This is a genomic window from Streptomyces milbemycinicus (assembly GCF_002154605.1).
In the GTDB taxonomy this organism is placed as follows: domain Bacteria; phylum Actinomycetota; class Actinomycetes; order Streptomycetales; family Streptomycetaceae; genus Streptomyces; species Streptomyces milbemycinicus.
Genome location: NZ_MUNE01000142.1, coordinates 1 through 24,672, shown reverse-complemented (window position 1 = coordinate 24,672; position 24,672 = coordinate 1). Strand labels below are relative to the sequence as shown.

The 24,672-nt window shown below is 71.7% G+C and carries 19 protein-coding genes; 11 read left to right on the top strand and 8 right to left on the bottom strand.

What is annotated here, in order from left to right; translation table 11 throughout:
• Positions 1 to 1,039 (top strand): hypothetical protein (locus CCN51_RS13290; RefSeq protein ID WP_211303220.1); only part of this gene is annotated, 1,039 nt, incomplete at its 5' end.
• A 19-nt stretch (positions 1,040 to 1,058) separates the two neighbouring features.
• Here the strand turns inward: CCN51_RS13290 and CCN51_RS13285 are convergent.
• Positions 1,059 to 4,574, bottom strand: coding sequence for a hypothetical protein (locus CCN51_RS13285; RefSeq protein WP_014175255.1), 3,516 nt, complete (start codon positions 4,572 to 4,574; stop codon positions 1,059 to 1,061).
• Positions 4,575 to 4,781: 207 nt separating this feature from the next.
• On the opposite strand from CCN51_RS13285, the gene CCN51_RS13280 reads away from it, so the two are divergent.
• The 4 genes from CCN51_RS13280 (at position 4,782) to CCN51_RS13265 (ending at position 12,799) form a co-directional block, all read left to right on the top strand.
• A complete protein-coding gene (locus CCN51_RS13280; RefSeq protein ID WP_014175256.1) occupies positions 4,782 to 6,251 on the top strand; it encodes an aldehyde dehydrogenase family protein in 1,470 nt (489 codons plus the stop codon).
• A gap of 213 nt (positions 6,252 to 6,464) precedes the next feature.
• Positions 6,465 to 10,139: a S8 family peptidase gene (locus CCN51_RS13275; protein ID WP_043486479.1), complete on the top strand. Its 3,675-nt coding sequence runs from the start codon at positions 6,465 to 6,467 to the stop codon at positions 10,137 to 10,139.
• An 82-nt stretch (positions 10,140 to 10,221) separates the two neighbouring features.
• On the top strand, positions 10,222 to 11,229 hold the full coding sequence (locus tag CCN51_RS13270; RefSeq protein WP_014175258.1) for a helix-turn-helix transcriptional regulator: 1,008 nt from the start codon (positions 10,222 to 10,224) through the stop codon (positions 11,227 to 11,229).
• A gap of 88 nt (positions 11,230 to 11,317) precedes the next feature.
• Positions 11,318 to 12,799, top strand: a complete 1,482-nt coding sequence (locus CCN51_RS13265; protein WP_055413898.1) for a hypothetical protein — start codon at positions 11,318 to 11,320, stop codon at positions 12,797 to 12,799.
• On the opposite strand, the gene CCN51_RS13260 is transcribed toward CCN51_RS13265, so the two are convergent.
• Positions 12,783 to 13,004, bottom strand: coding sequence for a zinc-binding dehydrogenase (locus tag CCN51_RS13260; RefSeq protein ID WP_014175260.1), 222 nt, complete (start codon positions 13,002 to 13,004; stop codon positions 12,783 to 12,785). The genes CCN51_RS13265 and CCN51_RS13260 overlap by 17 nt on opposite strands.
• A 105-nt stretch (positions 13,005 to 13,109) precedes the next feature.
• Positions 13,110 to 13,901 (bottom strand): IclR family transcriptional regulator, encoded by a 792-nt coding sequence (locus tag CCN51_RS13255; RefSeq protein ID WP_014175261.1) that lies wholly within the window; start codon positions 13,899 to 13,901, stop codon positions 13,110 to 13,112.
• 252 nt (positions 13,902 to 14,153) lie between these two features.
• On the opposite strand from CCN51_RS13255, the gene CCN51_RS13250 reads away from it, so the two are divergent.
• From CCN51_RS13250 to CCN51_RS13240, 3 genes are all read left to right on the top strand, one after another.
• Positions 14,154 to 14,414, top strand: a complete 261-nt coding sequence (locus CCN51_RS13250; protein ID WP_143675795.1) for a hypothetical protein — start codon at positions 14,154 to 14,156, stop codon at positions 14,412 to 14,414.
• Positions 14,415 to 14,674: 260 nt separating this feature from the next.
• The gene (locus CCN51_RS13245) at positions 14,675 to 16,702 is read left to right on the top strand and encodes a GDSL-type esterase/lipase family protein (protein WP_078610884.1); all 2,028 of its coding nucleotides are present in this window, start codon (positions 14,675 to 14,677) and stop codon (positions 16,700 to 16,702) included.
• Between the two features lie 649 nt (positions 16,703 to 17,351).
• Positions 17,352 to 18,239 (top strand): peptidoglycan-binding protein, encoded by an 888-nt coding sequence (locus tag CCN51_RS13240; protein WP_014175264.1) that lies wholly within the window; start codon positions 17,352 to 17,354, stop codon positions 18,237 to 18,239.
• Positions 18,240 to 18,331: 92 nt separating this feature from the next.
• On the opposite strand, the gene CCN51_RS13235 is transcribed toward CCN51_RS13240, so the two are convergent.
• The 5 genes from CCN51_RS13235 to CCN51_RS13220 form a co-directional block, all read right to left on the bottom strand.
• The gene (locus CCN51_RS13235; protein ID WP_043486481.1) at positions 18,332 to 18,760 is read right to left on the bottom strand and encodes a lasso peptide biosynthesis B2 protein; all 429 of its coding nucleotides are present in this window, start codon (positions 18,758 to 18,760) and stop codon (positions 18,332 to 18,334) included.
• Positions 18,757 to 19,020 (bottom strand): lasso peptide biosynthesis PqqD family chaperone, encoded by a 264-nt coding sequence (locus CCN51_RS13230; protein WP_014175266.1) that lies wholly within the window; start codon positions 19,018 to 19,020, stop codon positions 18,757 to 18,759. The genes CCN51_RS13235 and CCN51_RS13230 overlap by 4 nt, the downstream gene beginning before the upstream one ends.
• The gene (locus CCN51_RS13225; RefSeq protein WP_014175267.1) at positions 19,020 to 20,696 is read right to left on the bottom strand and encodes an asparagine synthase-related protein; all 1,677 of its coding nucleotides are present in this window, start codon (positions 20,694 to 20,696) and stop codon (positions 19,020 to 19,022) included. Before CCN51_RS13225 ends, CCN51_RS13230 begins: the two co-directional genes overlap by 1 nt.
• A gap of 171 nt (positions 20,697 to 20,867) precedes the next feature.
• Positions 20,868 to 21,008: a lasso RiPP family leader peptide-containing protein gene (locus CCN51_RS53250; protein WP_014175268.1), complete on the bottom strand. Its 141-nt coding sequence runs from the start codon at positions 21,006 to 21,008 to the stop codon at positions 20,868 to 20,870.
• 128 nt (positions 21,009 to 21,136) lie between these two features.
• Positions 21,137 to 22,096, bottom strand: coding sequence for an MBL fold metallo-hydrolase (locus CCN51_RS13220; RefSeq protein WP_014175269.1), 960 nt, complete (start codon positions 22,094 to 22,096; stop codon positions 21,137 to 21,139).
• 319 nt (positions 22,097 to 22,415) lie between these two features.
• Between CCN51_RS13220 and CCN51_RS53245 the strand changes: the two genes are divergently transcribed.
• The 3 genes from CCN51_RS53245 to CCN51_RS13210 form a co-directional block, all read left to right on the top strand.
• Entirely contained in the window at positions 22,416 to 22,565 is a 150-nt protein-coding gene (locus CCN51_RS53245) for a lasso RiPP family leader peptide-containing protein (RefSeq protein ID WP_425444758.1), read from the top strand.
• Between the two features lie 90 nt (positions 22,566 to 22,655).
• On the top strand, positions 22,656 to 24,473 hold the full coding sequence (locus CCN51_RS13215; protein WP_238545338.1) for an asparagine synthase-related protein: 1,818 nt from the start codon (positions 22,656 to 22,658) through the stop codon (positions 24,471 to 24,473).
• Positions 24,470 to 24,672, top strand: a 203-nt coding sequence (locus CCN51_RS13210; RefSeq protein ID WP_245881608.1) for a lasso peptide biosynthesis PqqD family chaperone, incomplete at its 3' end; no start/stop codon positions are given. The genes CCN51_RS13215 and CCN51_RS13210, both read left to right, overlap by 4 nt.

Here is a 24,672-nt window from a genome sequence, read left to right as displayed (position 1 = left end):
GGCGGGGCGCGGATCGTTGCGGCCCGTGCCGGCGGTGGACGGCGCGGGGAGGCGGCCAGTCGGGCTTCGCGCCTGGCGGAGTCGGCCGTGGGGGCTGGCGCTCGGGGCGGCCGCGGCGGCGGTTCTCGCTCTCACGGCCGTGGAGGTGCGGTCGACCACCGGGGGCGAGCGGGAGGATGCCGCCAAGTCCCCCTCCTCGCCCTCGTCCCCCACGCCCTCCGCGACCGCGTCAGGCACCGCACCGCCTGCCCGGCCCACCGCGCGGGGCGAGCTCAAGAAGGACGACACCGCGGACGGGCACGACTCGGCCTCACCCCGGGGCGGCGAGCGACGCGGCGACGCATCCGCCTCCGCGTCGCCCAGGAAGGGCGGATCCAGCGGCGGCGGCTCGGGCGGCGGCGGGGACGACAAGCCGGGCAGCGGCACCCCGCTCACCATCAGCACCCGCTCCCATGTCTGGGAGAACGGCTGCGGTCACCGCTATCTCATCGACCGTCCACCGGCCCAGGTCGCCCCGCCGCCCGTCGAGCAGGACGCCGCGGCCTGGGCATCCGCGCATGGCGCGGTGCACGGCGGCACCACGAACGTCGAGATGACGGTGAAGGGCCGCTCGGAGTCGGCCGTCGTGCTGCAGGCCCTGCACGTCCGGGTGGTGGGGCGGCGCGCCCCGCTGTCCTGGTCTTCCTTCGCGATGGACAACGGCTGCGGCGGCTCCCTGACCCCGCGCGCCTTCTCCGTCAACCTGGACGCCGCCCGGCCCCTGGCTGTCCCGACGGACGGCAACGACGCCGGCGAGCCGATCCCCGCCGTCCGCTTTCCGTATCGCGTGTCCGACACAGACCCGGAGGTGCTGTTGGTCAACGCCCGCACGTCCGGCTGCGACTGCAGCTGGTATCTGGAGCTCGACTGGACCAGTGGCGACCGCGAGGGGACGATACGGATCGACGACCATGGCGCGCCGTTCCGCACCAGCAGCGTCAGAGGGCGCCCGGAGTACGGCTATCAGTTCGAGGAACAGGTCTGGCGCCGCGATGACTAGGCGTCACGCTCATGAGCCCTCACTCCTGCGCGGTCGCCAGGGACAGCGCGGCATCGCGGACGTCCGGGTGCGGGTGTCGGCGCAGCGCGCGCAGCCGGGTCCGCCAGGGCTCCGCCCATTCCCCGCGCTCGCCGCACACGCCGGTGAGGGTGACGGCGAACAGCCCGGAGGCGAGTGCCCCGTCGTCGCCGAGTTCCTGCGCGGCACGCAGCAGGGCCTCGCTCCGGCCTGGCCGCATGGCAGTGCGCAGCCTCTGCTGCAGGGCGTCGGCGGTGTGGGCCGCGAGCGCGGGCCGGGTGGTGTGCAGGCGGGCCAGCCGGGCGAGTGCGGCGGTGAGCACACCGGGCTCGGCGTCCAGGTCGACGGCGCTGACGAGCACATGGGCGGCGTCCGCGACGAAGGGCTCGTAGCCCGCGAGGAGTTCGGCCGCCGCGGTGGCGACGGGCCGCAACGATCCGGGCCGTGTCCGGCTGTGCCAGGCCAGCCTGCCGGTGATGCGCCGGATACGGCGGCGGGCCGGGCGGTCGCGGTCCGGTTCGGCGTCGGGCGCGTGCGGGTGGGCGTCGGCGGCGGCGAGGGCGGCGAGGACCCAGGCCAGGGGGTTGTCCGCGGGCATGCCGGCGGGGACGGCTGCCATCAGGTCGATCAGCGCATCGGCGGCGGACTGCCAGCAGGCCCGGTCGTCCAGGTCGGTGGCGGCGGCCACCAGCACCGCAGCCGCGTCAGGCGCCCAGGGGGACCAGGTGGCGAGCGCGGCGTGGCCCGCCGAGGCGACCTCGGGGTCGTCGGTGTCGCATGCGTCCCGTACGAGGCGGGCGTAGCGGACCCGGTGGAGTTCGGGCAGGTCCAGCGGGCGGTTGCGCAGCACGGCCCACCGCAGTTCGCGCCGTCCACAGGCGGCGGCCGACAGCAGCTCCCAGACGGACTCGTGGCCGAGCAGCCCGGTCGCGAAGGTCACGCAGGCCGCCCGCACGTCGTGGTGCTGGCCCGGCGCGTCGTACACGTCGGCGAGCAGCGCGGCGGCGTCGGCGGTCGGCAGCCGGGTGGCGGCCAGCCGCGCGGCCTCCTTCCGACTGGTGACCTTCGCGGGCACGGCTGGAGCCACCGGAGCGGCCTGAGCAGCCGCCCCGCGAGTCTCCCCGGCAGCCACTCTGACGTCCACGGCCGCGCCCGCGGCGCCCGCCAACGCCTCCCCCGGCGCGAGCACCCCGCGCAGCAGCCCCTCCAGCCGCGATGGCGCCACGTACTGGGAGGCCCTCGTGCCCGCGTAGACCGCCACCCGGGCCCGGTCACCGCCCGCGTAGGTGAGCAGCAGCGGAAGGTGGTCCCCCGGGCGGTCGGTGCGGGCCAGGGCGGCGAGGGCGGTCTCCGTCAGGGCCACGTCGTCGGAGTCGGTCCAGGCCAGGGCGGCCTCGGCGCCGTAGTCCGGGATGCGCGCGGCGGCGGCGATCGCGGCCGTGCGCTGGTCCGTGCGCAGCGAGCCGTCGGCGGCGGCGCGGGCGAGGATCCGGGCCGCGGCGGCGCGCTGGCGGGGCAGCCAGCGGCCGGTGCCGTGGTCGACCGGGGGCGTCCAGTGGCTGCCGGGCGTCAGAAAGCGGCCGTAGGGAGGGGTGTCGTCCAGTACGACGTCGAGCAGATCGGTCCGGCGGTGTGTCAGCACCGCGAGGACGGGCGGCAGCACGGCCACCGAGGGCTCGAGGGCGAGCAGTTCGGCGACCCGCTCGTCGCGCCGCGCGGGGTCGTCGAGCCACAGCCCCACGGCCGTGCGGACGGTCGTGTTGCTGCCGAACTGAATGGCCTGCCGCAGCAGTTCCTGCAGCTCGGGCATGGCGTATGCGCGGCGCCCGAGCGAGCGGGCGAGGGCGAAGGTCAGCTCGTGGTCGACCCGGTCGGCGCCCGCCTCCAGCCATGGCCGCAGCGCCTCGAAGACCGCCTGTTCCTGGCCGCGCCGCAGGGTGTGGTCGAGCCGGCCCAGGTCGGTGCGGCCGACGTTCCCGGCAAGCCGGGTGACGGTGCGCAGCGCCCAGCCGATCAGCTCCCGCCGGCCGGTGACGGCGTGTTCCCGCAGAAGGGCGATGGCCAGGAGGCGCAGGGCCTGCCGGGTCGCGGGCGAGGAGTCTCGTGCCTCGATGGCGTCGGTGGCGATCCGGTCCAGGTGTTCGGCGGCCGCGTCGAGGAAGAGGGAGGGGTGCGTTTCGGCCAGTGCGCGCAGCGCGGCCGACCGCACCGGGTCCTGTTCGTTGCGCAGCCGCTCCAGCAGGGCCAGCAGCGAGGTGACCGCGTCCGGGTCGCCGGAGCGGGCGGTGTTGCGTACGAGGAGCGGGTAGGCCAGCGCGCGGTCGTCGGCCGAGGAGCGGCGGGCGGCCCGCAGCAGTTCGTCGCGCGCCTCCTCGACGGGCAGATACGCGACCGATTCCAGCACCGTGGTCCAGTGCGCGCCGCGCTCACGCGCCCGCGCGGCCATCCGGCGGGCCTCGGCCACTCGGCGCGTCCGGGGCAGCACCTCGAGCAGGTCGGGCTCCACATCGGCGCGGCTCAGGTCGCGTTCGGCGACGGCCGCGTCGAAGAAGTCGGGGCGGCGGGCGGGCGGCAGGGCTGCCAGCAGCCGGGACAGGGTCTGGGCGTCGTGGCCCAGCGCCCGCGCCACGTCGACCAGTTCGGGCGGGTCAGCGCGGACCAGTCGCCGCAGCACGGCCCGCTCCAGGCCCCGGCCGCGCAGGACTCCGGCGTGTTCGGGCGCCAGCAGGAGCCGTATCGTGCGGCCGGGCTCGGCTGCGGCCAGCGTGCCCAGCCGATGCCGCACCGGAAGCGGCAGCGCGCTGTGGCACAGCTGCTCCAGCAGCCCGAGGACGCGCTGCGGCTCGGCGGGCGCCGCGAGCGCGACGCAGGGGGCGTGGCGGAACCACCAGTCGTCGCGCAGCGCCTCGGGGAGCGCGGCCAGCTGCCGCTCGGCCTCGTCGAGGACCGCTGCGGGGTGGCGGGAGGCGAGGGCGCGCCAGCTGGTGACGGCGTGGAAGAGGTCCGGGAGCAGCCGGGCGACGGTCTCGGGCCCACAGGCGGGCAGCAGCCGGGCCGCCTCGGCGTCGCCCCATCGTTCCCGCAGGGGCTCGACGAGGCGGTCGGCGAGCGCGGTGCGCCGCCCGGCGACGACGGTACGGGCCAGCTGGCGCCGTATGGCGGCGGGGGCGTCCTCGAAGGCGGCCTCCAGCGCGGCGTCCGTGAGCTGTCCGCGGCGCGCGGCCTTGAGGGCGTGGCCGCGTACGACGGGGTCGGGATCGGTCAGCCGCCGTTCCAGATAGCCGGTCCGGCCGCAGACCGCCGCGGCAGTCACGGCCAGCGCCCGCTCGTACCCGCCGCGCTCCGACAGCTCTTCGAGCAGCCCCGCCAGTTGTCCGTGCGCGCTCGCCACCCTGGCTCGCAGGGCCAGCTCCCGCATCCGGCTCGGGTAGGGCAGCGGATCGAGAGCGGCGAGCAGTTCGTCGGCGAGAGCGTGCGAGGACTGCGGGGATCGCGGGGCTTGCGGATCACGGACCATGGCAGGGATTGTGCATGCCGGGCGGCCGGCCGAGGATGTCACCCCCCGCTCCCCCGCCACTTTGGTGTACGCGTACACCAGCCAGACCAGGCGGATGCCCCTCACACGCCGTGCGAGGCCGGGAGGCGCCGCTTAGGCTCGGTATATACGGGTTCATGCGCACCGCCACAGGTATGCGCACCGTCCCTCCGAGCCCGGAGGCGCCCCATGCCGGAGCTGTTCATCGGTGGCCAGTGGACCGCCGCTCTCGACGGACGAGTGAGGGAGATCCGCTCCCCCGCGGACGGCACGCTGGTCGGCACGGTCGACGATGCCGGCCCCAAGGACGCCTCCGCCGCGGCCGAGGCCGCCCGGGACGCGTTCGACCGCGGCCCGTGGCCCCGCCTGCCCGCCGCGGAGCGGGGCAGGTTGCTGCTGCGCGTCGCCGATCTGCTGCGCCGCGACAAGGCCGAACTGGCCCGCGCGGAGTCGATGGACACCGGAAAGCGGCTGGTCGAGAGCGAGTACGACCTCGACGATGTCGCCGCCTGCTTCCGCTGGTTCGGCGATCTGGCCGCCACCGACGGGGCGGACCGGGTCGTCGACACGGGCCGCCCCGAGATCGACAGCATGGTCGTGCACGAGCCGGTCGGCGTCTGCGTGCTGATCACCCCGTGGAACTACCCGCTGTTGCAGACCAGTTGGAAGGTCGCCCCCGCGCTCGCCGCCGGCGACACCTTCGTCCTCAAGCCCAGCGAACTGACCCCGCACTCCGCGATCGGCCTGATGCGGCTGCTGGCGGAGGCCGGGCTCCCGGCGGGCACCGCCAACCTCGTTCTGGGCACCGGGGCGACGGTGGGCGCGCCGCTGACCACGGACGAGCGGGTGGACATGGTGTCGTTCACCGGCGGGGTGCCCACCGGGCGGTGGATCATGGCCGCCGCCGCGCCCACGGTCAAGAAGCTCGCCCTGGAGCTGGGCGGCAAGAACCCCAATGTGGTGTTCGCCGACGCCGAGTTCGACAGCGCCGTCGACCACGCCCTGACCGCCGTCTTTCTGCACTCCGGACAGGTCTGCTCGGCCGGCGCCCGGCTGCTCGTCCAGGAGAAACTGCACGACGCGTTCGTCGACGAGGTCGTCCACCGCGCCCGCAGGATCCGGCTCGGCGGCCCCTTCGACGAGCACGCCCGCGCCGGCCCGCTGATCTCCGCCGACCACCGCGAGAAGGTCGCGATGTATGTGGCGGCCGGGCTGGACGAGGGCGCGGTGCTGCGCTGCGGCGGCACACCGCCGGCCGACCCGACGCTGGAGGACGGCTACTACTACCTGCCGACCGTGCTGGACGACTGCACCCCGGACATGTCCGTCGTCCAGGAGGAGTCGTTCGGCCCGGTGCTGACGGTCGAGCGGTTCCGCGACGAGGACGAAGCGCTCGCCCTGGCCAACGACACCGTCTACGGCCTGGCCGCGGCTGTGTGGACACAAGACGCCGCCCGAGCGCACCGGATGGCCTCGCGGCTGCGCGCCGGCACGGTGTGGGTCAATGACTTCCACCCCTATGTGCCGCAGGCCGAGTGGGGCGGCATGAAGCAGTCCGGCACGGGGCGGGAGTTGGGCCGGACGGGGCTGGCCGAGTATCAGGAGACCAAGCACATCTGGCGCAACACGGCGCCGAGCCCGCAGCGCTGGTTCGAGTAGCCGCCCCCTGGTACGCAAGCCCCCTGGTACGACTGCCCCCGGTACGCAAGCCCCCTGGTACGCAAGTTCCCTGGTACGACTCCCGTGACCGATAGGGGCGTTGGCACAGCCTGGCCACAGGATTCCCTTGAGCACGTTCGCTCCCGGCCACCACTCTGATCACACCTTCCGACAGGAGAGTCGGATGATGCGATGAGGGAGGAAAGCCAGCCGATGCGAAGATTGCGTCGCCTTTTGGCTGTCACCGGCGCGGCCGGGCTGCTCAGCGGCCTGGCCGCGCCTGTGGCGAGCGGGCAGCCGTCCCAGGCCGCCCCGAAGGGCCCATCGGTCCGAGCGGAACACACGGTCACCCTGATCACCGGCGATACGGTCACCGTCACCCCCGGCGACGACGGCCGCTACGCCGTGGACGTGAAGCGCGCCCCGGGCCGCGAGTCGGTCGACTTCGTGGCCAGTCAGCAGGGCAAGGAGATCAGCGTCGTCCCCGACGACGCGCTCAAGCTGCTGTCCGCGGGCCGGCTCGACGCGAGCCTGTTCAACATCACCCAGTTGGTCAAGGACGGCTACGACGACAAGAAGACCGGCTCGTTACCGGTCATCGCCACCTACCGCACCAAGGGCGCGCATCCGACACCCGAGGGCGCGCGGAAGACGCTGACCCTGTCCAGCGTCGGCGGCGCCGCGTTCAGCGCGAAGAAGGCCGACGCCGCGGCGTTCTGGGCCGACATCAGCCATGCCAAGGGCCTGGCGAAGCTGTGGCTGGACCGAAAGGTCAAGGTCTCCCTCGACGTCAGCGTCCCGCAGATCGGCGCCCCCGAGATGTGGAAGGCCGGGTACGACGGCAAGGGCGTCAAGGTCGCCGTGCTGGACACGGGCGTGGACGCGGCGCACCCGGACGTCAAGGACTCGGTCGCCGAGTCCAAGAGCTTCGTCCCGGACGAGACGGTCCAGGACGGCTTCGGGCACGGCACCCATGTGGCCGCCACGATCGCGGGCGGCGGCGCCGCCTCGGACGGCAAGCGCAAGGGCGTGGCACCGGGCGCGAAACTGCTGGTCGGCAAGGTGCTGAACAACGCGGGCGAGGGCTACTCCTCGTGGATCATCGAGGGCATGGAGTGGGCCGCGGCCTCCGGCGCCAAGGTGATCTCCATGTCCCTCGGCGGCACGGCGAGCGGCCCCTCGGACCCGATGAGCGAGGCGGTGGACCAGCTCTCGGCGTCGTCCGGGGCGCTGTTCGTGATCGCGGCCGGCAACGCCGGCCCGTTCGAGCAGACCTTGGGCACGCCCGGCATCGCGGACTCGGCCCTGACCGTCGGCGCCGTCGACAAGCAGGACAAGCTGGCGTCGTTCTCCAGCCGCGGCCCGCGCATCGGGGACTCCGCGGTCAAGCCGGAGATCACGGCGCCGGGTGTCGCCATCACGGCGGCCCGGGCGGCCGGTACGAGCATGGGCACTCCGGTCGACGACCTGTACACCACGGCCAACGGCACCTCCATGGCCACGCCGCATGTCGCGGGCTCGGCGGCCATCGTCGCCCAGGCGCACCCCGACTGGACGGGCCAGCAGATCAAGGCGGCCCTCGCCAGCACCGCGAAGACCAACACGGCCAACGACCCCTTCCAGCAGGGCGACGGCCGGGTCGACGTACCGCGCGCCGTCACCCAGAACGTCTTCGCGACCCCGACGCTCAGCTACGGCCTGTACGGGTACGCGGACGACGCGCCGGACACCAAGTCGATCGCGTACACCAACGCCACCGAGAAGCCGGTGACCTTGAAGCTGGCGTCCTCGGTGGACGGCGGGTCGCTCTCGCTGGAGTCCGACAGCGTGACGGTGCCGGCGAACGGCGCCGCGAAGGTCGCGGTGACCGTCGACCCGGCGAAGGCCGACGTCGGCCGCCACACCGGGTACATCACGGCGACCAGTGAGGACGGCACGGTCAAGGTCACCACGGCCGTCGGCTACGAGCGGGAGGCGGATCTGTACGACCTGAAGGTCGAACTGCTCAACCGCGAGGGCAAGCCGGTGCCGTCGGCCCTCTACACCTTCCAGAACCTCGCCGACTACACGTACAACCAGTTCGGCGCCATGAGAGGCTCCGAGACCTTCCGGGTGGAGAAGGGCACCTACTCCCTCGCCACCTGGATCCCCATCCTCGACAGCGGTCGGCACGAGGTCGGGACGAGCATCGTCGGCGACCCGCAGATCGAGGTCACCGGCGACACCTCGATCACTCTCGACGCGCGCAAGGCCGTCGAGATCAAGCCACAGACCAAGGAGAAGGACGCCGAGCTTCAGGGCGTGACCACCTCCTGGCACCGGGAGCGCGAGGGAGGCAGCTCCTTCGGCCTCACCTACATCATGGGCAAGTGGAAGAAGCACATCTACGCGGCGCCGACCAAGCAGGTCACCGACGGCTCCTTCGAGTTCTACAGCAGGTGGCGGCTGGAGAAGAAGAAGCTGACCGCGAGCGTCACCAGCCCCGAGCGGGTGACGCTGAACCCGGAGTACGCGAACACGTACACCGGCTGGCCGGTCAAGATCACCGGTAACCGCAAGGTGCGGCTGGTGGACGCCAAGGGCGGCACGGCCGAGGACTTCGAGGGCCTGGACGTGAAGGGCAAGGCCGTGCTGGTGGGCCTGGCTCCGGACGGCTGGCCCGATGAAGCCGTCGTCAACGCCACCAAGGCGGGCGCCGCCTATGTCCTCGTGTACCGCAAGAACACGGCCGGCCTGTGGCTCACCGCGGTCGACAGCGCCACGATCCCGGTCATTTCCATACCCGGCGAGGAGGGCGACAAGCTGCTGTCCCTGCTCACCGCGAAAGGCCGGAGCGCGGTGACACTCGAACTCGGCGGCACGGCGGTCAGCCCGTACGTGTACGACGTGCTGCTGCCCGAGCCCGGCGCCATCGGCGAGGACCTGACCTACCCCCTCGACAGCCGCAGCACCACCAAGGTCACGGCCCGCTACCACGGCTCGGCCAAGGGGCAGATCGGCGCTGAGGCCACGCACACCTTCCGCCCGTACCAGCTCTTCTCGCTGGAGTCGAAGTACGACGTGCCGCTGGGCACCCAGCGCACCGAGTACTACAGCGCCGACCCCGACACCCGCGTCTGGCGCACCGCCATGCAGGACTACGACGGCGCCGGCCGGCAGTGGGCGCCCCTGGTCACCTACCGGCCCGGGACGAAGCAGACGGTGGACTGGCTGTCACCCGTGTTCCGCCCGACGACCGCCGCCGAGTTCGGCGTCTCACAGCGCGAGGGCGATGAACTCACCCTCGCCATCCCCGAGTACGCCGACTCCGGCAGCGGTCACTACGGCTCGGCGGGCGCGGCCAAGGACAACGTGGACAAGGTCAAGACAAGTCTGTACGCGGACGGAAAACTGGTCGGCGAGGCCCCGTACGGCTCCGGCACCTTCCAGGTGCCCACCGACAAGGCCGCGTACAAGCTCACGATCGACGCCGAGCGCACGGCGGCCTGGGCGGCGTACTCGACGAAGACCAGCACCGAATGGGACTTCACCTCCGCCCGGACGGCCGAGGCGAAGGCCCTCCCCCTCCTGTCCGTGGACTACGACCTTGACCTCGACCTGTTCGGCCGCACCGAGGCCGGGCGCCGGTTCAGCTTCCAACTGGCACCGCGCCACCAGGAGGGCGCGGAGGAGTCGAAGGTCAAGGCGGTCAAGGCGTGGGTGTCCTACGACGACGGCAAGACCTGGAAGGAGGCCAGGCTGACCGGCTCCCGCGCGGGCTACAAGGCCACCGTGAAACACCCCGCGCTCGGCGCTTCCAACGGCTTCGTCGCCCTGCGCGTCCAGGCCACCGACGCCGACGGCAATCGAATCGATCAAACGGTCACCCGCGCATATGGCCTGAAGTAGGCCGAGATCCGCCCTTCGGCGGTAACAAACTCCGTCTAGCGTGCCGTTGAATCGTTGCATCGACGCGCCGGAGCCGCCGCAAGTGGACCACAGAGCAGCTGAGGAGACCCCCGCCACGAGCCCGAGCCCCTGGGCCGCGGCAGGGGTCTCCGACTTCGACGAGACGGTGTACCACGCGATCCTCCATCAGCCGGACGCCGGCGTCACCACCTGGTCGGAGCTGGTCCGGGCCTCCCCGTCACGCGTCCGCCGCGCCTGCGCCCGGCTGCTCCGCCTCGGCCTGCTGCAGGCCCCCGACTCCACCGGCGGCCTGCGGCCGGTGGACCCCCGCATCGCCATCCGGGCCCTCATCCGTAAGCGCGAAACCGAGTCCGAGCTGCTCGCCGCCACCGCCGACGACATGGCCAAGATCTACGCGGCGGGGCTGCTGCGCTCCGAACCGGCCGGCCTCGTCGAGGTGGTGCGCGGGGAGAGCGCCAACGCCGCCCGGCTGGAGGAGCTGTACGCCCAGGCCGAACACGAGGTCTGCCTCATCGACTCCCCGCCCTACCTCGCCCCGCTCACCCCCCAGTTGGACCTCCAGAGCGAGGTGCTGCGCCGCGGTGTCGCGTACCGCGCGCTCTACTCCGTCGTATCCCTGGAGTCCCCGGATCTGCTGGCCTACGCCGAGGGCATGGTCGCGCTCGGCGAACAGGCGCGGGTGCTGCCCACCGTCCCCATGAAGCTGATGGTGATCGACGGCCGGACCGCGATGCTGCCGCTCACCAGCGTCGACGCCGGGCCGGTCTACAGCTCGGTGATCGTACGGCACTCCGGGCTCACCGACGCGCTGCGGACACTCTTCGAGACGCTGTGGCAACAGGCCACACCGCTGGACGGCCCGCCCACCAAGGAGGACGAGGAGCTCGGCGACGCCGACCGCACGCTGGTCGGCCTGCTGGCCGTCGGCATGAAGGACGAGGCGATCGCCCGCCACCTGGGCATCAGCCTGCGGACGCTGCGCCGCCGGATCAGCGACCTCCAACAGCGCCTGGGCGCGGGCGGCCGCTTCCAGGCCGGCGTCCGCGCCGCACACCGGGGCTGGGCCTAGCCACGGACCGCCGGTCGGAAACCTGGTGCCCCACCGAGGGCCGATGGCACCCTGAGGGCTGAATCACCGGGGGGGGGAGTGGTGGAGCATGCAATCGCCTGGGGGCATCTGGGATGCCGCTGATCCGGCAGAGCGTCGGCTCGCCGGGGTGGCGCTCAATCCGTCCGCTTCGGAAGACGTCCTGTTACGGCTGCTCGCCGACAACTCACCGGCCGTACGCATGGTGCTGTGCCGGGATCGGGTCCTGCCGGATCCCGTGGTCGAGGCCGCGCTCAAGCATCCCGACACCTACACCCGCAGCTTCTTCGCGCGCAATCCACACGTGGATCCCGCCCAGCGGGCTCGGCTGATGGACGATCCGGAATGGTTCGTCCGCGCCCACCTCGCCGAAGCGCCCCGAGCGTCGCTTGACGTACCCATCAGACCATTGCCCGACCGGGCAGTCGTGCACATGATCAGCACATACGACAATGAAGCCCTCGGGGGCTCGTTCTTCCGCCAGATCTCCATGGGGCTGAAGCGGTCCATGCCGACTCATCCCGTCGCCAAGGTCCGGCGTTGGGGAGTCGGGTCGTGGGATCACCTGTCCGCCGACACCCGGGCCGCACTGCTGGCAGACCCCGATGAGAAGGTCCGGGAATACGCGCTGATGTATACGCAATGGGATGATCCGGCGACGTCGGATCTCACCTTCCTCGAAGGGGGGCTCCACAGACGCAGCTACTGGCTGAGGCGCCAGGCCCTCAGCAGGGCCGTCGTGGACAGCGCCCTCGCCGCTCCGGACGGGACGAACCGGGTGTGCATCGCCCCCAACCCCAGTCTGCCCGCCGACGTGGTGATCCGCCTTGCCGCCGATCCGGACCCGAAGGTGCGCGAGGCGATCGCGGGCCGCCCGGACCTCGGGCCGGCCAAGCGCCGCGCGCTCGCCGTGGACCCCGACCCGAAGGTGCGGCTGGCCCTGTCCGCACACCCCTCGTTGAGCGAGGAGGAACGGGCCGCCATCGACTACGAGGTCCCCATAGACGGCTGCTTCCACTACATGCCCGAGCCCTATGTCCTCCCGAACCCCGAGGACGTACGCCGGGACGCGCTTTCCGGCCACCCGATACTGCGGCGGCGGGCGGCCATCGACCACTCGCTGCCGCCCGACCTCGTGGCGCGGCTGGCCGAGGACGACGACCTCGGCGTACGCGTCCTGCTGGCCCAGAACCATCCGGACGCCCCGGCGCGGCTTCTGCTGCGCAGCTTCCTGGAGTACACCGGCCACAACCGCCAGGACCTCACCGACCGCCCGAATTTCCCGACCACCGGACTGGCCGTCCACGCGGACCACCAGGACCCCGAAGTCCGAGCCCTGACCGCCCGCGACCCCGAGGCCGCCCCGGCGACCGTGGAACGGCTCACCCACGACCCCGACCCCGTCATACGGGCCGCCATGGCACGCCACCCGAGGCTCCCGCAGCCCCGGCTGATGGAACTCCTCGACGACGAGGAGCTGGCCCACCCCGCCGCCGCGAACCCGGCACTGCCTCAGGAAACGATCCACCGGTTGCTCAGTGGTCGACAGTGACGACGATCTTGCCCACCTGGGCGCCCGCCTCCATGTACCGGTGCGCTTCGACGATGGCGTCCAGGGTGAAGGGGCGGTCCACGACGGGTTGGAAGGCGCCGTTACGCAGGCCGGAGGAGACGCAGGCCTCGGCGCGGCGCAGCTGCTCCGGGTGCGCGGTCAGTTCGCGGGTGACGGTGTACGTGCGCATGTTGAGCGCGGGCATGCCGAGCCTCAGCGGCGAGCCTAGGCTATTTGCGCGCAGCAATGGGGCGTTCGGATTTCCCGCAGTCATGAGGCGGCAGCGTACCGGCCAAGGGAAACCTCACGGCTAGCGCCAGTGAGGGGCCGCCCCCGCGGCGCCGGGCGCCGCGGCTTCGATCCGGCCGCGGATCTCGCGCATCACGGCGACGATCCGCCGCTCATGCTCCTCGGTCAGCCGGGCCGTCGGCACCGAGCAGCTGATCGCGTCGATGGCGGGCGAGTCGTACCGCAGGGCGAACCCGAAGCCCGCGATGCCCACCACGCCCTCCTCCCGGTCGATCGCATAGCCCCGCTCCCGCACCCCCGCCAGGTCCGCGACCAGCGAGGCGCGGTCGGTGTGGGTGTTGGGCGTCAGCTGTTCCCAGGGGCCGTCGGGCAGGCGGAGCTCGTGTTCGTCCCGCTCGGCGAGGAGGGCCTTGCCGAGCGCGCCTGCGTATGCGGGGAGTCTGCGGCCGACCCGGCTGAAGGAGCGCAGATACTCATGCGACTCGCGGGTGGCGAGATAGACGACGTCGCCGTCGTCGAGCCGGGCGAAGTGGATGGTCTCGCCGAGCGCGTCGGACGCCTCGTCGAGGTAGGGCCGCGCGGTGCGTACATGCGGGTCGCTGTCGAGGTAGTTGGTGCCGGTGAGCAGGGCGCGGATGCCGATGCCGTAGAGCGAGCCGGTGGCGTCGGTGCGCACCCAGCCGCGGTCGATCAGCGTCTGCAGCAGCGCGTACATGCTGCTGCGCGGCACCCCGAGCTCATCGGCGAGCTCACGCAGCCGGGCCGGGCGGTCGCCGCGCGCGGCGAGCAGTTCCAGCAGCTCCACGGTGCGGGCCGCGGACTTCACCTCGCGTACGCCGCCGGTATCTGACATGGTCAGATCGTAAACGGAGCATCGCTCGCGTACGACGCGGCCACTCCAGCGCAGGGATCCAGGGCAGCCACCCCGGTCAGCGGCGGCGGCCGGAACGGGCGACGGCGGACGGCGCATACGCCGAAACCGGTCGAAGCCCGACGCGGATTGTCGCTTATCGCAATTACGGATGCGCCCACGGTGATGAGGCGGGACACTCTCAGTCCGAGGAACGGGACCGTACTTAAGTCACGGGACCAGCGGAGGATGTTCATGCACTCACCGCAGGACGCGAGCGAGGCGGTCGGCCTGATGTGGGACCTGGTCACCGCCCTGGAGAACGGGGAGCGGGACTATGTCGACTGTGGGGCCGAGCTCGTACAGCTCACCTTTGTGCAACAGCCGTACATGATGCGGGAGGCACTGGCCGAGTTCGAGCGCCAAGTGGCGCTCGATCCGGCCCCCGCGGGGGCGGTGTCGGAGATCGTCGAGACCGTCCGGGACGTCATCGGCAGCCCGGACGAAACTTTCTGACGGACTTTCGGCTGGAACTTTCGATGGGAATTTTCGAACCTGACCGCCTCTCTTGACGCTGAACCGATTCAAGGCTTCCATCGTGGGCGCGCCCGCGATGGGAGCGCTCCCGAGGAGGTTCCCGGGCCGGTACCCGCACCCGCCCACAGAGAGGACGGCCCATGCCGCCGACCACACCCCCCACCTGGAGCACCGGGGCCACCGCGAGAACCCCCGCCCGCGCGGCCGCCCACACGGCACGCGCTGTGCTTCTGCTTGTCATGAGCACATCCCTGCTGGTCTGGGGCCTGAGCCTGGGCGGCACCCGGGCCCACGCAGCCCAGGCGCACCCAGCGCAGGCCCAGACCGCACAGGGCCAGACCGCCACGGTCCTGGGCAACGGCTCGGTGACCGACCCGAACATCTCCTACGTCGGCCGCTGGGATGTGAGCTCGGGCACCGCCGCCGTACCCAACTGGACCGGCGGCTATCTCCAGACGGCGTTCACCGGGACGACCGTGAAGGTCAAGTCCCGCGACGCGGTGAACTTCTACGCCAGCGTCGACGGCGGCGCCGATGTCTTCTACGCGGGCGTCAAGGGCACCGTCAACCTCACCCCGCAGGTCCTCCCCCAGGGCAACCACACCCTCCGGATCTCCTACCGCTCGGGCGACACCGTCTTCCAGGGCCTCGTGCTGGACTCGGGCGCGGGCACGATCAGCCCGCAAGTTCCGTCGAAACTGATCGAGTTCGTCGGGGACTCCATCACCGCCGGCGCCCTGACCGACCGGCTCGCGCTCGACTCGTACGGCTGGAAGACCGGCGAGAAGCTGGGCATGCGGCACACCCAGATCGCCCGCTCGGGCTACTGCCTGGTCGGCAAGGACGGCTGCACGGGGCTGGCCACCCAGTTCTTCAAGACCGCCTCCACAGGCGATCAGAACTGGGACTTCTCCCGCTACCAGGCGAACGCGGTCGTCATCAACCTCGGCACCAACGATGTCGGACACAGCGTCACGGGCGCCGAGTTCCAGTCGGCGTACACCAACCTCCTGCGCGACATCCGCGCCAAGTACCCGAACGCGGTCCTCTTCGCGCTCCAGACCCTCAAGAAGCGCTATGTGACCGAGACCAAGGCCGCCGTCAGCGCCCGCACCGGTGCCGGGGACGCCAAGGTCACTTACGTCGACACCACAGGCTGGCTCACCGACGGCACGGACTACGAGGACGGCAACGGGCACCCCAACGAGTCCGGCCACACCAAGTTCGCGAACCGCCTCGCCCCGGTCATCTCCTCAAAGCTGGGCATCACCGCCACCAACGCCCAGCCCTCCATCACCAAGACCAGCTCCGCCGCCAAGGCCGCGGCCGCCGCCCCCGGGGACCCGGGCGACCCCAACATCAAGTTCTCCGGCCGCTGGGACACCAAGAGCTCCACCACCGCCTACACCCCCTACTGGGCAGGCGCGTACTTCCGTACCGGCTTCACCGGCCGCACCGTCAAGCTCAAGCAGCGCAACGCGATCGACCTGTGGGCCAGTATCGACGGCGGCCCCGCCACGTTCTTCGACGAGGCCAAGGGCACGGTGAATCTGACCCCGACCCCGCTGTCCGCCGGAAACCACACCCTTCAGGTCAACTACCAGGTGGTCGCGGGCTCCTACCACGGTGACGCGGTGTTCCAGGGGCTCGTCCTGGACAGCGGAGCCACCACCTTCACCCCGGCCACCCCGAAGAAACTGATCGAATTCATCGGCGACTCGATCACGGTCGGCACCACGACCTCTCAGAACGCACGCACCGCATACGGCTGGCTGATCGGCGAGCGCCTGGGCGCCGACCACACCCAGATCGCCCAGGGCGGCGCCGCGCTCGTGGACACGGCGGACGACCGGATGAGCCTGGAGCAGCAGTTCACCAAGCTGAACCCGAACGCCGCCACGCCCGACTGGGACTTCTCCCGCTACCAGGCGAACGCGGTCGTCATCAACCTCGGCACCAACGACGTGGGCCGCGGCGTGACCTCGGCGCAGTTCCAGGCCGCGTACTCCAGCCTGCTGCGCAAGGTCCGTACCGCCTACCCCAACGCCTGGATCTTCGCTCTGGAAACCTTCCGCGGCCGCTTCGTCCCCGAGACCCAGGCGGCCGTGACCGCCGCGGTCAGCGGCGGCGACAGCAAGGTCTCCTTCGTCGACACCACGGGCTGGCTCGCCTCCGACGAGCTCTCCGACTCCGTCCACCCGAACGACAAGGGCCACCGCACCATCACCGACCACCTCGCGCCCATCATCTCCGCCAAGCTCGGCTAGCACGCCCCCCCAGTCCGCGAGCCCCCGGTCACCGACCGGGGGCTCGCGTGCGCGTTACTCCGGCGTCCACCGGACCGCAAAGCGGCGCGCCGAAGTGTTCGCTGAATCGGCTCGTTCCCGCCGCAGCCGCGCCGCCCTTGTGATCTTTGATCAGGAATGACCGCTGCATTTCTACTGCATGATGCCCTACTCAAGCGGGAATAGAGGGAAAAAGATCTAGAATTCCAATACCGGAGATATGACCGGAACACCTCCTTGACCTGCCCTTAACAAGGGAAAGACACTCAATAAACACTCACGCGAGCCCTTTGATACTGATTTCGCGGGGAGTGCGACGGGGGGACCATGGGAGAAAAATCGACGAGCTTGCCAGCAGCGCCCGCACCATCGCGCAGGCGACGAACTCGGCTGCATGTGGCTGAAGTTGCACCGCTGAGGAGTGGCTCACGGTCGACGCCACGTACCGCTCCGGGGACAACTGGCTGATCCGGCCCGTACGGCCATCGGCGCCGTCGAGCGGCCGGCGCTCGCGGCGGAGGCCCACGCGGAAGCCGAAGCGGAGAAGTGAAGGCCGGTACGGGGCGGATTGAGCCCCGCAACCACGACATCCGTACCTCACCACGTAACCCCTTTGAAGGAGCACACCACGATGGCCACTCCCCTGACCGCCGACCGCCTGCTGAAGGCACTGCGCGACGAGGGACTGGAAGTCCACGAAGTCCGCAGCTGGCGCACCCACAACCGCAACTCCAAGGGCCCCTGGGGGCCGATGAACGGGGTGATGATCCACCACACCGTCACCAAGGGCACGGCCTCCTCGGTGGCACTGTGCTACGACGGCCACTCGGCCCTGCCCGGACCGCTGTGCCACGGCGTCATCGACAAGTCGGGCGCGGTCCACCTGGTCGGCAACGGCCGCGCCAACCACGCCGGCCTCGGCGACCGCGATGTGCTCAACGCCGTCATCAACGAGACCGCGCTGCCCCGCGACAACGAGGCCGACACGGACGGCAACCGCCACTTCTACGGCTTCGAGTGCATCAACCTCGGCGATGGCGAGGACCCCTGGCCGGAGGCGCAGAAGCTGGCCATCGAGAAGGTGGCCGCGGCCATCTGCCGGGCGCACGGCTGGTCCCAGCGGTCGGTGATCGGCCACCTGGAGTGGCAGCCGGGCAAGGTGGATCCGCGCGGCTTCTCGATGGACACCATGCGCTCCCGCATCGCCAAGCGCCTGGGCGCCAAGCCGGACGGCCCCACCCCGCAGCAGCCCAAGCCGCCCAAGCCCGCGACGTACGAGCCCTTCCCGGGCTCGGCGTTCTTCCAGAACGGCCGCGAGAGCAAGATCATCACGGCGATGGGCAAGCGTCTGGTCGCCGAGGGCTGCGGGCGGTACGAGGAGGGGCCGAGCCCGGAGTGGACCGAGGCGGACCGCAAGTCGTACGCGGCCTGGCAGCGCAAGCTGGGCTACTCGGGCGAGGACGCGGACGGCACCCCGGGCCGTAAGAGCTGGGACAAGCTGCGCGTGCCCAACGTGTAGCCGTGTAGCTCGTGTAGCCACCCTTTGCGGTGAGTATGAGACGGCGACACGCCGACGTCATGGCGTGTCGCTGTCCCATACTCACCGCAAACTCACGACTGCTGCACGGCCACGGGGGCGACGGACAGCAGCGGCCGGTAGTGGCCCGCCGGATAGGGCTCCCCGACGGGCTCGCCCGCGACCTCGATCCAGGCGTGCGCCTCGAACGGGCTGGTGCGCACGCCCGTGCACCAGGTGGGCCACACACCCCGGCTCCGGCACAGCAGAGCCGCCGCGATGGACCGCTGCAGACACGCCTGGCCCGCACAGCGCAGGCTCACTGCCACCACGGCCCGCCGGGCGGCGCGCGCCTGCTCGGCGGTGGCGGGCCGGGCGCCACGGCGCGCGAACTCCAGCACCGCGCGCACCCGGGCCGGTTTGGCGCGCGCCAGCAGCCGGGCCACGACCACGGCGAGCCACGGCGTCACCCTCCGGTGGAGCGGCAGCCGGTCCCGGTCGGCCAGGGCCATGGGGGCGCTCATCGGGCCTCGATGAGGAGATGCGCGGCGCGCAGCTGGGCCACCAGCTTGGAGACATCGCGCCGTGCCGCGTCGGAGTCGAGTCGGTGGCGGGCGGCGAGCTCGTCGGCGGTCTGCTCGTCCGTACAGCCGTCCAGCAGGGTTTTCAGCACGAAGACACCGGTGGGGTTGAGCTGCCAGTAGCGGCCGGTGCGCTGATGGAGCAGGACGGCACCGTCATCGGTCTCGGCCATGGACACGTCCTGATGCAGATTCAGGGACATCATCGCTTCCCAAGAAGATTTACAAGAGGTTGAGGTTGCCGCGCCGCGCGGGCCCAGGTCTCACAGCCCAGAAGCTTCTCGGTGGTGATGTCCCTGGAGATGTCGGCATGCGGTGTCAGCAGGTACTCGCGCAGCGCCCCGGGGGACACCAGACCCATGTCGGCCAGGACGGAGTCGGAGAACACCTCCAGCAGAGCAGTGAGATTGCGCTGCCGCCCGGCCCGTACATCGGCGCTGAAGTCACCCTTGGTGGTGCGCCCCAGCACCACGTCAGGCACCAGCCCCCGCATGGACTCGGCCAGCAGCGGCTTGTAGCGCCACGGTGTGACGCGCTCGTGCAGCCGCACCGCCAGCGCCGCCTCCACCACCCGGTCGTCCAGATACGGCTGGTGCAGCGCCACGCCCGCCGCGCCGAACAGCCGGGACACCTGCCGGTACGCCGGCGCGGTGATCCGCAGCGCGGTGAGGTACTGATGCTGGCCCCGGTCCTCGGCGAAGGGCGCGGCGTGTTCGGCGGTGGCGCGCAGCGCCTCGCGCGCGGCGGCCACCGCGTCGTCCGTCGCCCACATCGGGGCACGCAGCGGGGCGAGACCCCAGCCCAGCGCGGGGACTCTGCGTGGCGGGGGCGGGCCGGTCAGCTGCTCGGCCTGGGTCAGCCACCACTGGGCGGGGCTGTCGGCCCGTACCAGCTGTGCGGCGACCGCGGCGAGCGGCCAGCGGCTGAGCGCGCGGTGTCCGCGCAGATGGCGGACGGTGGTCAGGGGGTGGCGGCGGGCCAGCCGGTACAGATAGCCGGGTGCCGGGCCGAAGAGCTCGTCGGCGCCGTGTCCGGCCAGATGGGAGCGGGACCCGTGCCCGGCGAGCAGCCGCGCGGTGTGCCGTACGCGGGCCAGTGTGCGCGGGTAGAGATACGGCCGTTCGGTGTCGGCCAGGGCCCCCGGGTCGGTGAAGATCGGCGGCAACTCGTCCTGGGCCACCACCAGATGGCGCGCTTCGGGCAGCGCCGCTGCGGCCTGCGTGGCGAAGTGGTTGTCGTCGTTGCCCGCCTCGGCCTCGGCCCAGCGGAAGGTGGCCAGTTCGGGTGTGTGGCGTGCGGCCAGAAAGCTCAAGGTGGTCGAGTCCATGCCGCCGGACAGATCCGCGCTGAGCGCGCCCGTGTCCCCACGCCGCCCGTCCACCGCCGTGATCAGCGCGGCCCGCAGCGCCGCCGCGCCCGCTTCCAGGGCGAGTTCGGGCTCCGGGGCCCGCCACCACCGCACCTCTCGCGCCCGGTCCGGCTCCAGCAGCAGACAGTGGTCGGGCGCCACCGTGGACACGCCCGCCCACACGCTGCGGTCGGAGAGCGGCGGCGGCAGCATGCCCCCGCAGACGACCCTGGTGGCCAGCGCGTCCATGTCGATACCGGCCCCGGTCAGCGCCGCGAGCGCATCGGCCCGGTCGGCGGCGATCGGCACCTCGCCCAGCCGGGCGTGGAACACCTGGCGCAGGCCGCTCACGCTGCCCTGGACGCGGGTGGTGGCCCCGTCGGCCGCCACCACATGGAAGCTCCCCGGCAGGGCCCGTGCCACCGCATCCACATCCGTCAGCGTACGAACCCGTCGGCACAGCTCCTCGAGCCGGCCGGTGGTGACCGGGCAGAACCCGATCACCACCAGTCGCACGGGCCCGGTCGCCACCTGACGAATCTCATCCGGCTCCCACCGCCCCACCAGCCACGGTCGGCCGGACGGGTGCGCAATCAGACGAGGAGCCTCAAAGGGATACGCATCAAACGAGAGCTGTGTACCCGGCACGTCCGGGAGGACGACAAACCCGGCGCTCATCTCAAACGATCCGGAGGGCTACCGTCACCCCCAGCCCTGCTCACCGAGCACATCCTCGTACCGGTGGCCGAACCCCAGCGTGTCCTCCGAGAACTCACCCACCGCCACCAGGGCCGGCGGTTCGTAGCTCTCGACGGTCTCGTCCGATCTCGCCTGCATCTCCATGGGTTTTCCTCCAGAGATAGATCCAGTGAATCGACCCCGAGGTCGCCCACTGATTACCCTCCCTTCGAAAAACCATGCGACTCACGCGCCCCAGTTGCCACGATTCGACAGCTTCCTGACGCATCGGCTCAGACCCGTGTCGGCAGCGGCCCTCCGTTGTAGGCGATGGCGTCGGCGAACGTCGCGAAGGGGTCGTAGGCGCCACCGCGGCGGTCCGCGTACGCCCGGTGCAGATTGAGCACGATGCGCTCGGCATCGGGCAGCTGGGCGAACTCGCCGAGCGAGCAGGCCCGCGCCGCCTCCAGCGGCGTCAGCCCGTCGCGCAGGCCCGCCTCGGCGGCCTCCAGCACCAACCGGTAGTAGCGCCGGTGGGTGTCCAGCACCTCGGGCAGTGTGTCCGCGTCGATGAGCGGGCCGTGCCCGGGGACGACCTGCTCGGGCTCGAACGCCGCGATCCAGTCGAGCGAGCGCAGCGCACCCTCCACGGAGCCCATGAACACCAGCGGATTGACCTGGTTGAAGAGCAGATCCCCGGCGAACAGAACACGCTCCTCGGGAAGCCATGCGACGGCATCCCCGGGGGTGTGCGCGGCATACCCGGGGTGATGCAGCTCGATGCGCCGCTCCCCCACGTGCAGCGTCAGCGCCGTACGGAAGGTCACCCCGGGCGGCCGCCGGGTCACCCCGCCCCAGTCCGGGACCGGATCCCAGGCGGGCGGACAGCCGTCGATGACGGTGTCGGCCAGGATCCCCTGGCGCGTCGCCTCATGCGCGATGATCACGGTCGCGTCGGGCAGCAGGCTGTTGCCGTGGGTGTGGTCGCCGTGCAGATGGGTGTTGACCGCGTACCGCACCGGCGCCCCGCCCGTGGCCTGATCCACCGCGTGGAGCAGGTTGCGGACGCGGCGTTCGGTGGCGCAGGTGTCGACGAGCACGACCCCGTCGTCCGTGGCCACGACGCCCGCGTTGTTGACCCACCACGAGCCGTCCGGCTGCACCCAGGCATACACGCCGTCGGCCAGGGGGTGCAGGGCGCCGGTCTCGTTCGGGTCGTTCACGGGCGGCTGATCCGCATGAACCGGGCGCATGGCTCTCCTCGCAGTCGCTCCGGCAAGCCCCGCGAATCATGGGGGTATGGGGGGCGGGGCCTGCGAGCGCAGTGTGCCATAGCGCTGATGGGATCGGCTCGGGGGCCGGTCGCCGACGGCTCAAGTAACCGGATTGCGCGGGGCGTTGAGGCCGGGCTCGCGCGCCATCCGATGTCCGCCGGGTGCTTCCGATTCATGCGTGCGGGTTGTTTGGCGTTTTATATCGCTTATTTGCCGTGAGGCGGGTGGAACCGTGAGCTGCGCGGCGCCGCGGTCGGCCGGGTGGCCCGCACGGTGAGGAGTTTCGGCCGGGGAGGGGGTGAATCCTGTGGAAGAAGCAGAAGAGACAACTGAGGTGTATGAGCCACCGATGGTCACGGAAGCCGGTGACTTCAGCGAGGTCACGGCCGGCAGCATCTTCGGTTTCCAGTACGACGGTGGCTTTTACCCGTACAGCCAGTACGGCTGACAGACGGTCGGCGGGGGCGGGCCGTGCCCGTCCTCGCCCACCGCATGGTGGCGAGTTGAGGCGGTGCGGGTGCTCATGGACATGTGGTGGATGATCCTGCCGGATACGGAGGCCGCGGCCGCCTTGGCGGATCGGCTCGGTGTGCGGGATCTGGACCTGCTGCGGCACGCCTCGGGGCGGCCGTGGCTGCTGGGCCGGTGGCGTGGCGCGGAGGTGGTGACGGCCGAGGCGGGTGATGTGCGGGTGGCGGTGTTGGGCCGGTGCCTGCTGACCGCGGAGGCCCTGCGGACGCGGATCGCGCGCGTTCGGGATGTACGGGAGGTGGCGGACGCGGTCGGCCGGGTGGCGGGCAGCTACCACGTGGTGGCCACGGTCGGCGGCCGGGTGTGGGCGCGCGGCACCGCCTCGGCGGCATGCCGGCTGTTCACCGCCCGTGTGGAGGGTGTGCCGGTGGCGGCACCGGGGGCCGATGTACTGGCCGGGCTGCTCGACTCGGGCCCGGACCAGGAGATGCTGGCCGCACGCTTGATGGACCCTCCCCTCTCGTCGACGGCGCTGGGCGGGCGCACCCTGTGGCGGCAGGTGTGGGCGGTGCGGCCCGATGAGGCGCTGGTGTGGGAGCGGAACGGGGCTCAGCGCACCGTGCGGTGGTGGCATCCGCCCGAGCCGGGGCTCGGGTTGCGTACGGCGGCCGAGGAGGTGCGCGCCGCGCTGGTCGAGGCGGTGGCCACCTGCACGGCTGGTGGGGGCACGGTCAGCGCGGATCTGTCGGGCGGGCTGGACTCGACCAGCCTGTGCTTTCTCGCCGCCGCCCGGGGCGAGGCCGGGTTGGTGACGCTGCGCTGGGAGGGCGTGGACGCGCAGAACGACGACGCCTTCTGGGCCCGGCGGGCGGTCGCGGCGCTGCCGGACGCCACCCATCTGGTGGTGACGGAGCGCGAGACCCCGGACTGGTTCGCCGGTGTGGACGGGATGCGCCTGGCCACGGAGGAACCGGTGGCGTGGGCGCGGGATGTGGCGAAGCAGAGCGATGTCCTCGAGCGGGTGGCGGCGCACGGCTCTCGGCTGCATCTGTGCGGAGGCGGCGGCGACGAGTTGTTCACCCCGTCGCCGGCACACCTGACCGACCTGGTGTGGTCGCATCCGATGCTGGTGCTGCGGCGTCTGCGCCTTCTGCGCTTCGACTGGCGGGTGGGCCGTACGGCGGCGCTGCGCGCGGTATGCGACCGGGGCGGCTACCAGCGGTGGCTGTACCGGGCGGCCCGCGATCTGGTCTCGCCGCCGCCGAACCCGCTGCTGGGCCGGCTGGACTGGCAGCCGCCGCCCCGTATGCCCGCGTGGGCCACCCCCGAGGCGGTACGCGCCGTCGCGGCCGTGCTCAAGGAAGCCGCTGACCGCTGCCCCGAACCACTGGCCCCGCAGCGTTCCCTGCACACCGTGCTCCTGCAAGTGCGCGAGGGTGGCAACGCGATCCGCCAGATGAACAAGGCTTTCCCCGGCCCCGGTTACGCCATGCCCTACACCGACGACGCGGTGGTGGCCGCCGCCCTGTCCGTACGCCCTCTGGAGGCCGGTGTCCCGGGCCGCTTCAAACCGCTGCTGACCGAGGCGATGGACGGCATCGTGCCGCGCGCAATCCTGCGCCGCACCTCAAAGGGCCGCTACGGCGCCGACTTCCACCGCGGGCTGCGCCGCCGGCGCGGCGAGGTCCTGGCCCTCCTGGACGGTTCACTGCTGGCCGAGGCCGGACTGATCGATACGGAACGGCTGCGGCGCGCCCTGCACACGCACGCCCCGGCGTCCGAGCCGGCCTTCCTGATGCACACCGTGGCCGGGGAGATCTGGCTGCGCTCGGTGGCCCAGGGGCCGCACCCACGGACCGTACAACTCACGGGAGGCGCCCGTTGACACGAATCGCGCTGCGGACGCAGGTGACCTGCGTGGCCACCCAGGAGGGCATGGTGCTGCTCGACGAGCGGTCCGGGCGCTACTGGCAGCTGAACACCACCGGCACCCTGATCCTGCGACACCTCCTCCATGGCGAGACACCGCGGCAGGCGGCCGCCGCCCTGGCCCACAGATACCCCGCGGCCGCCGCCCGCGCCGC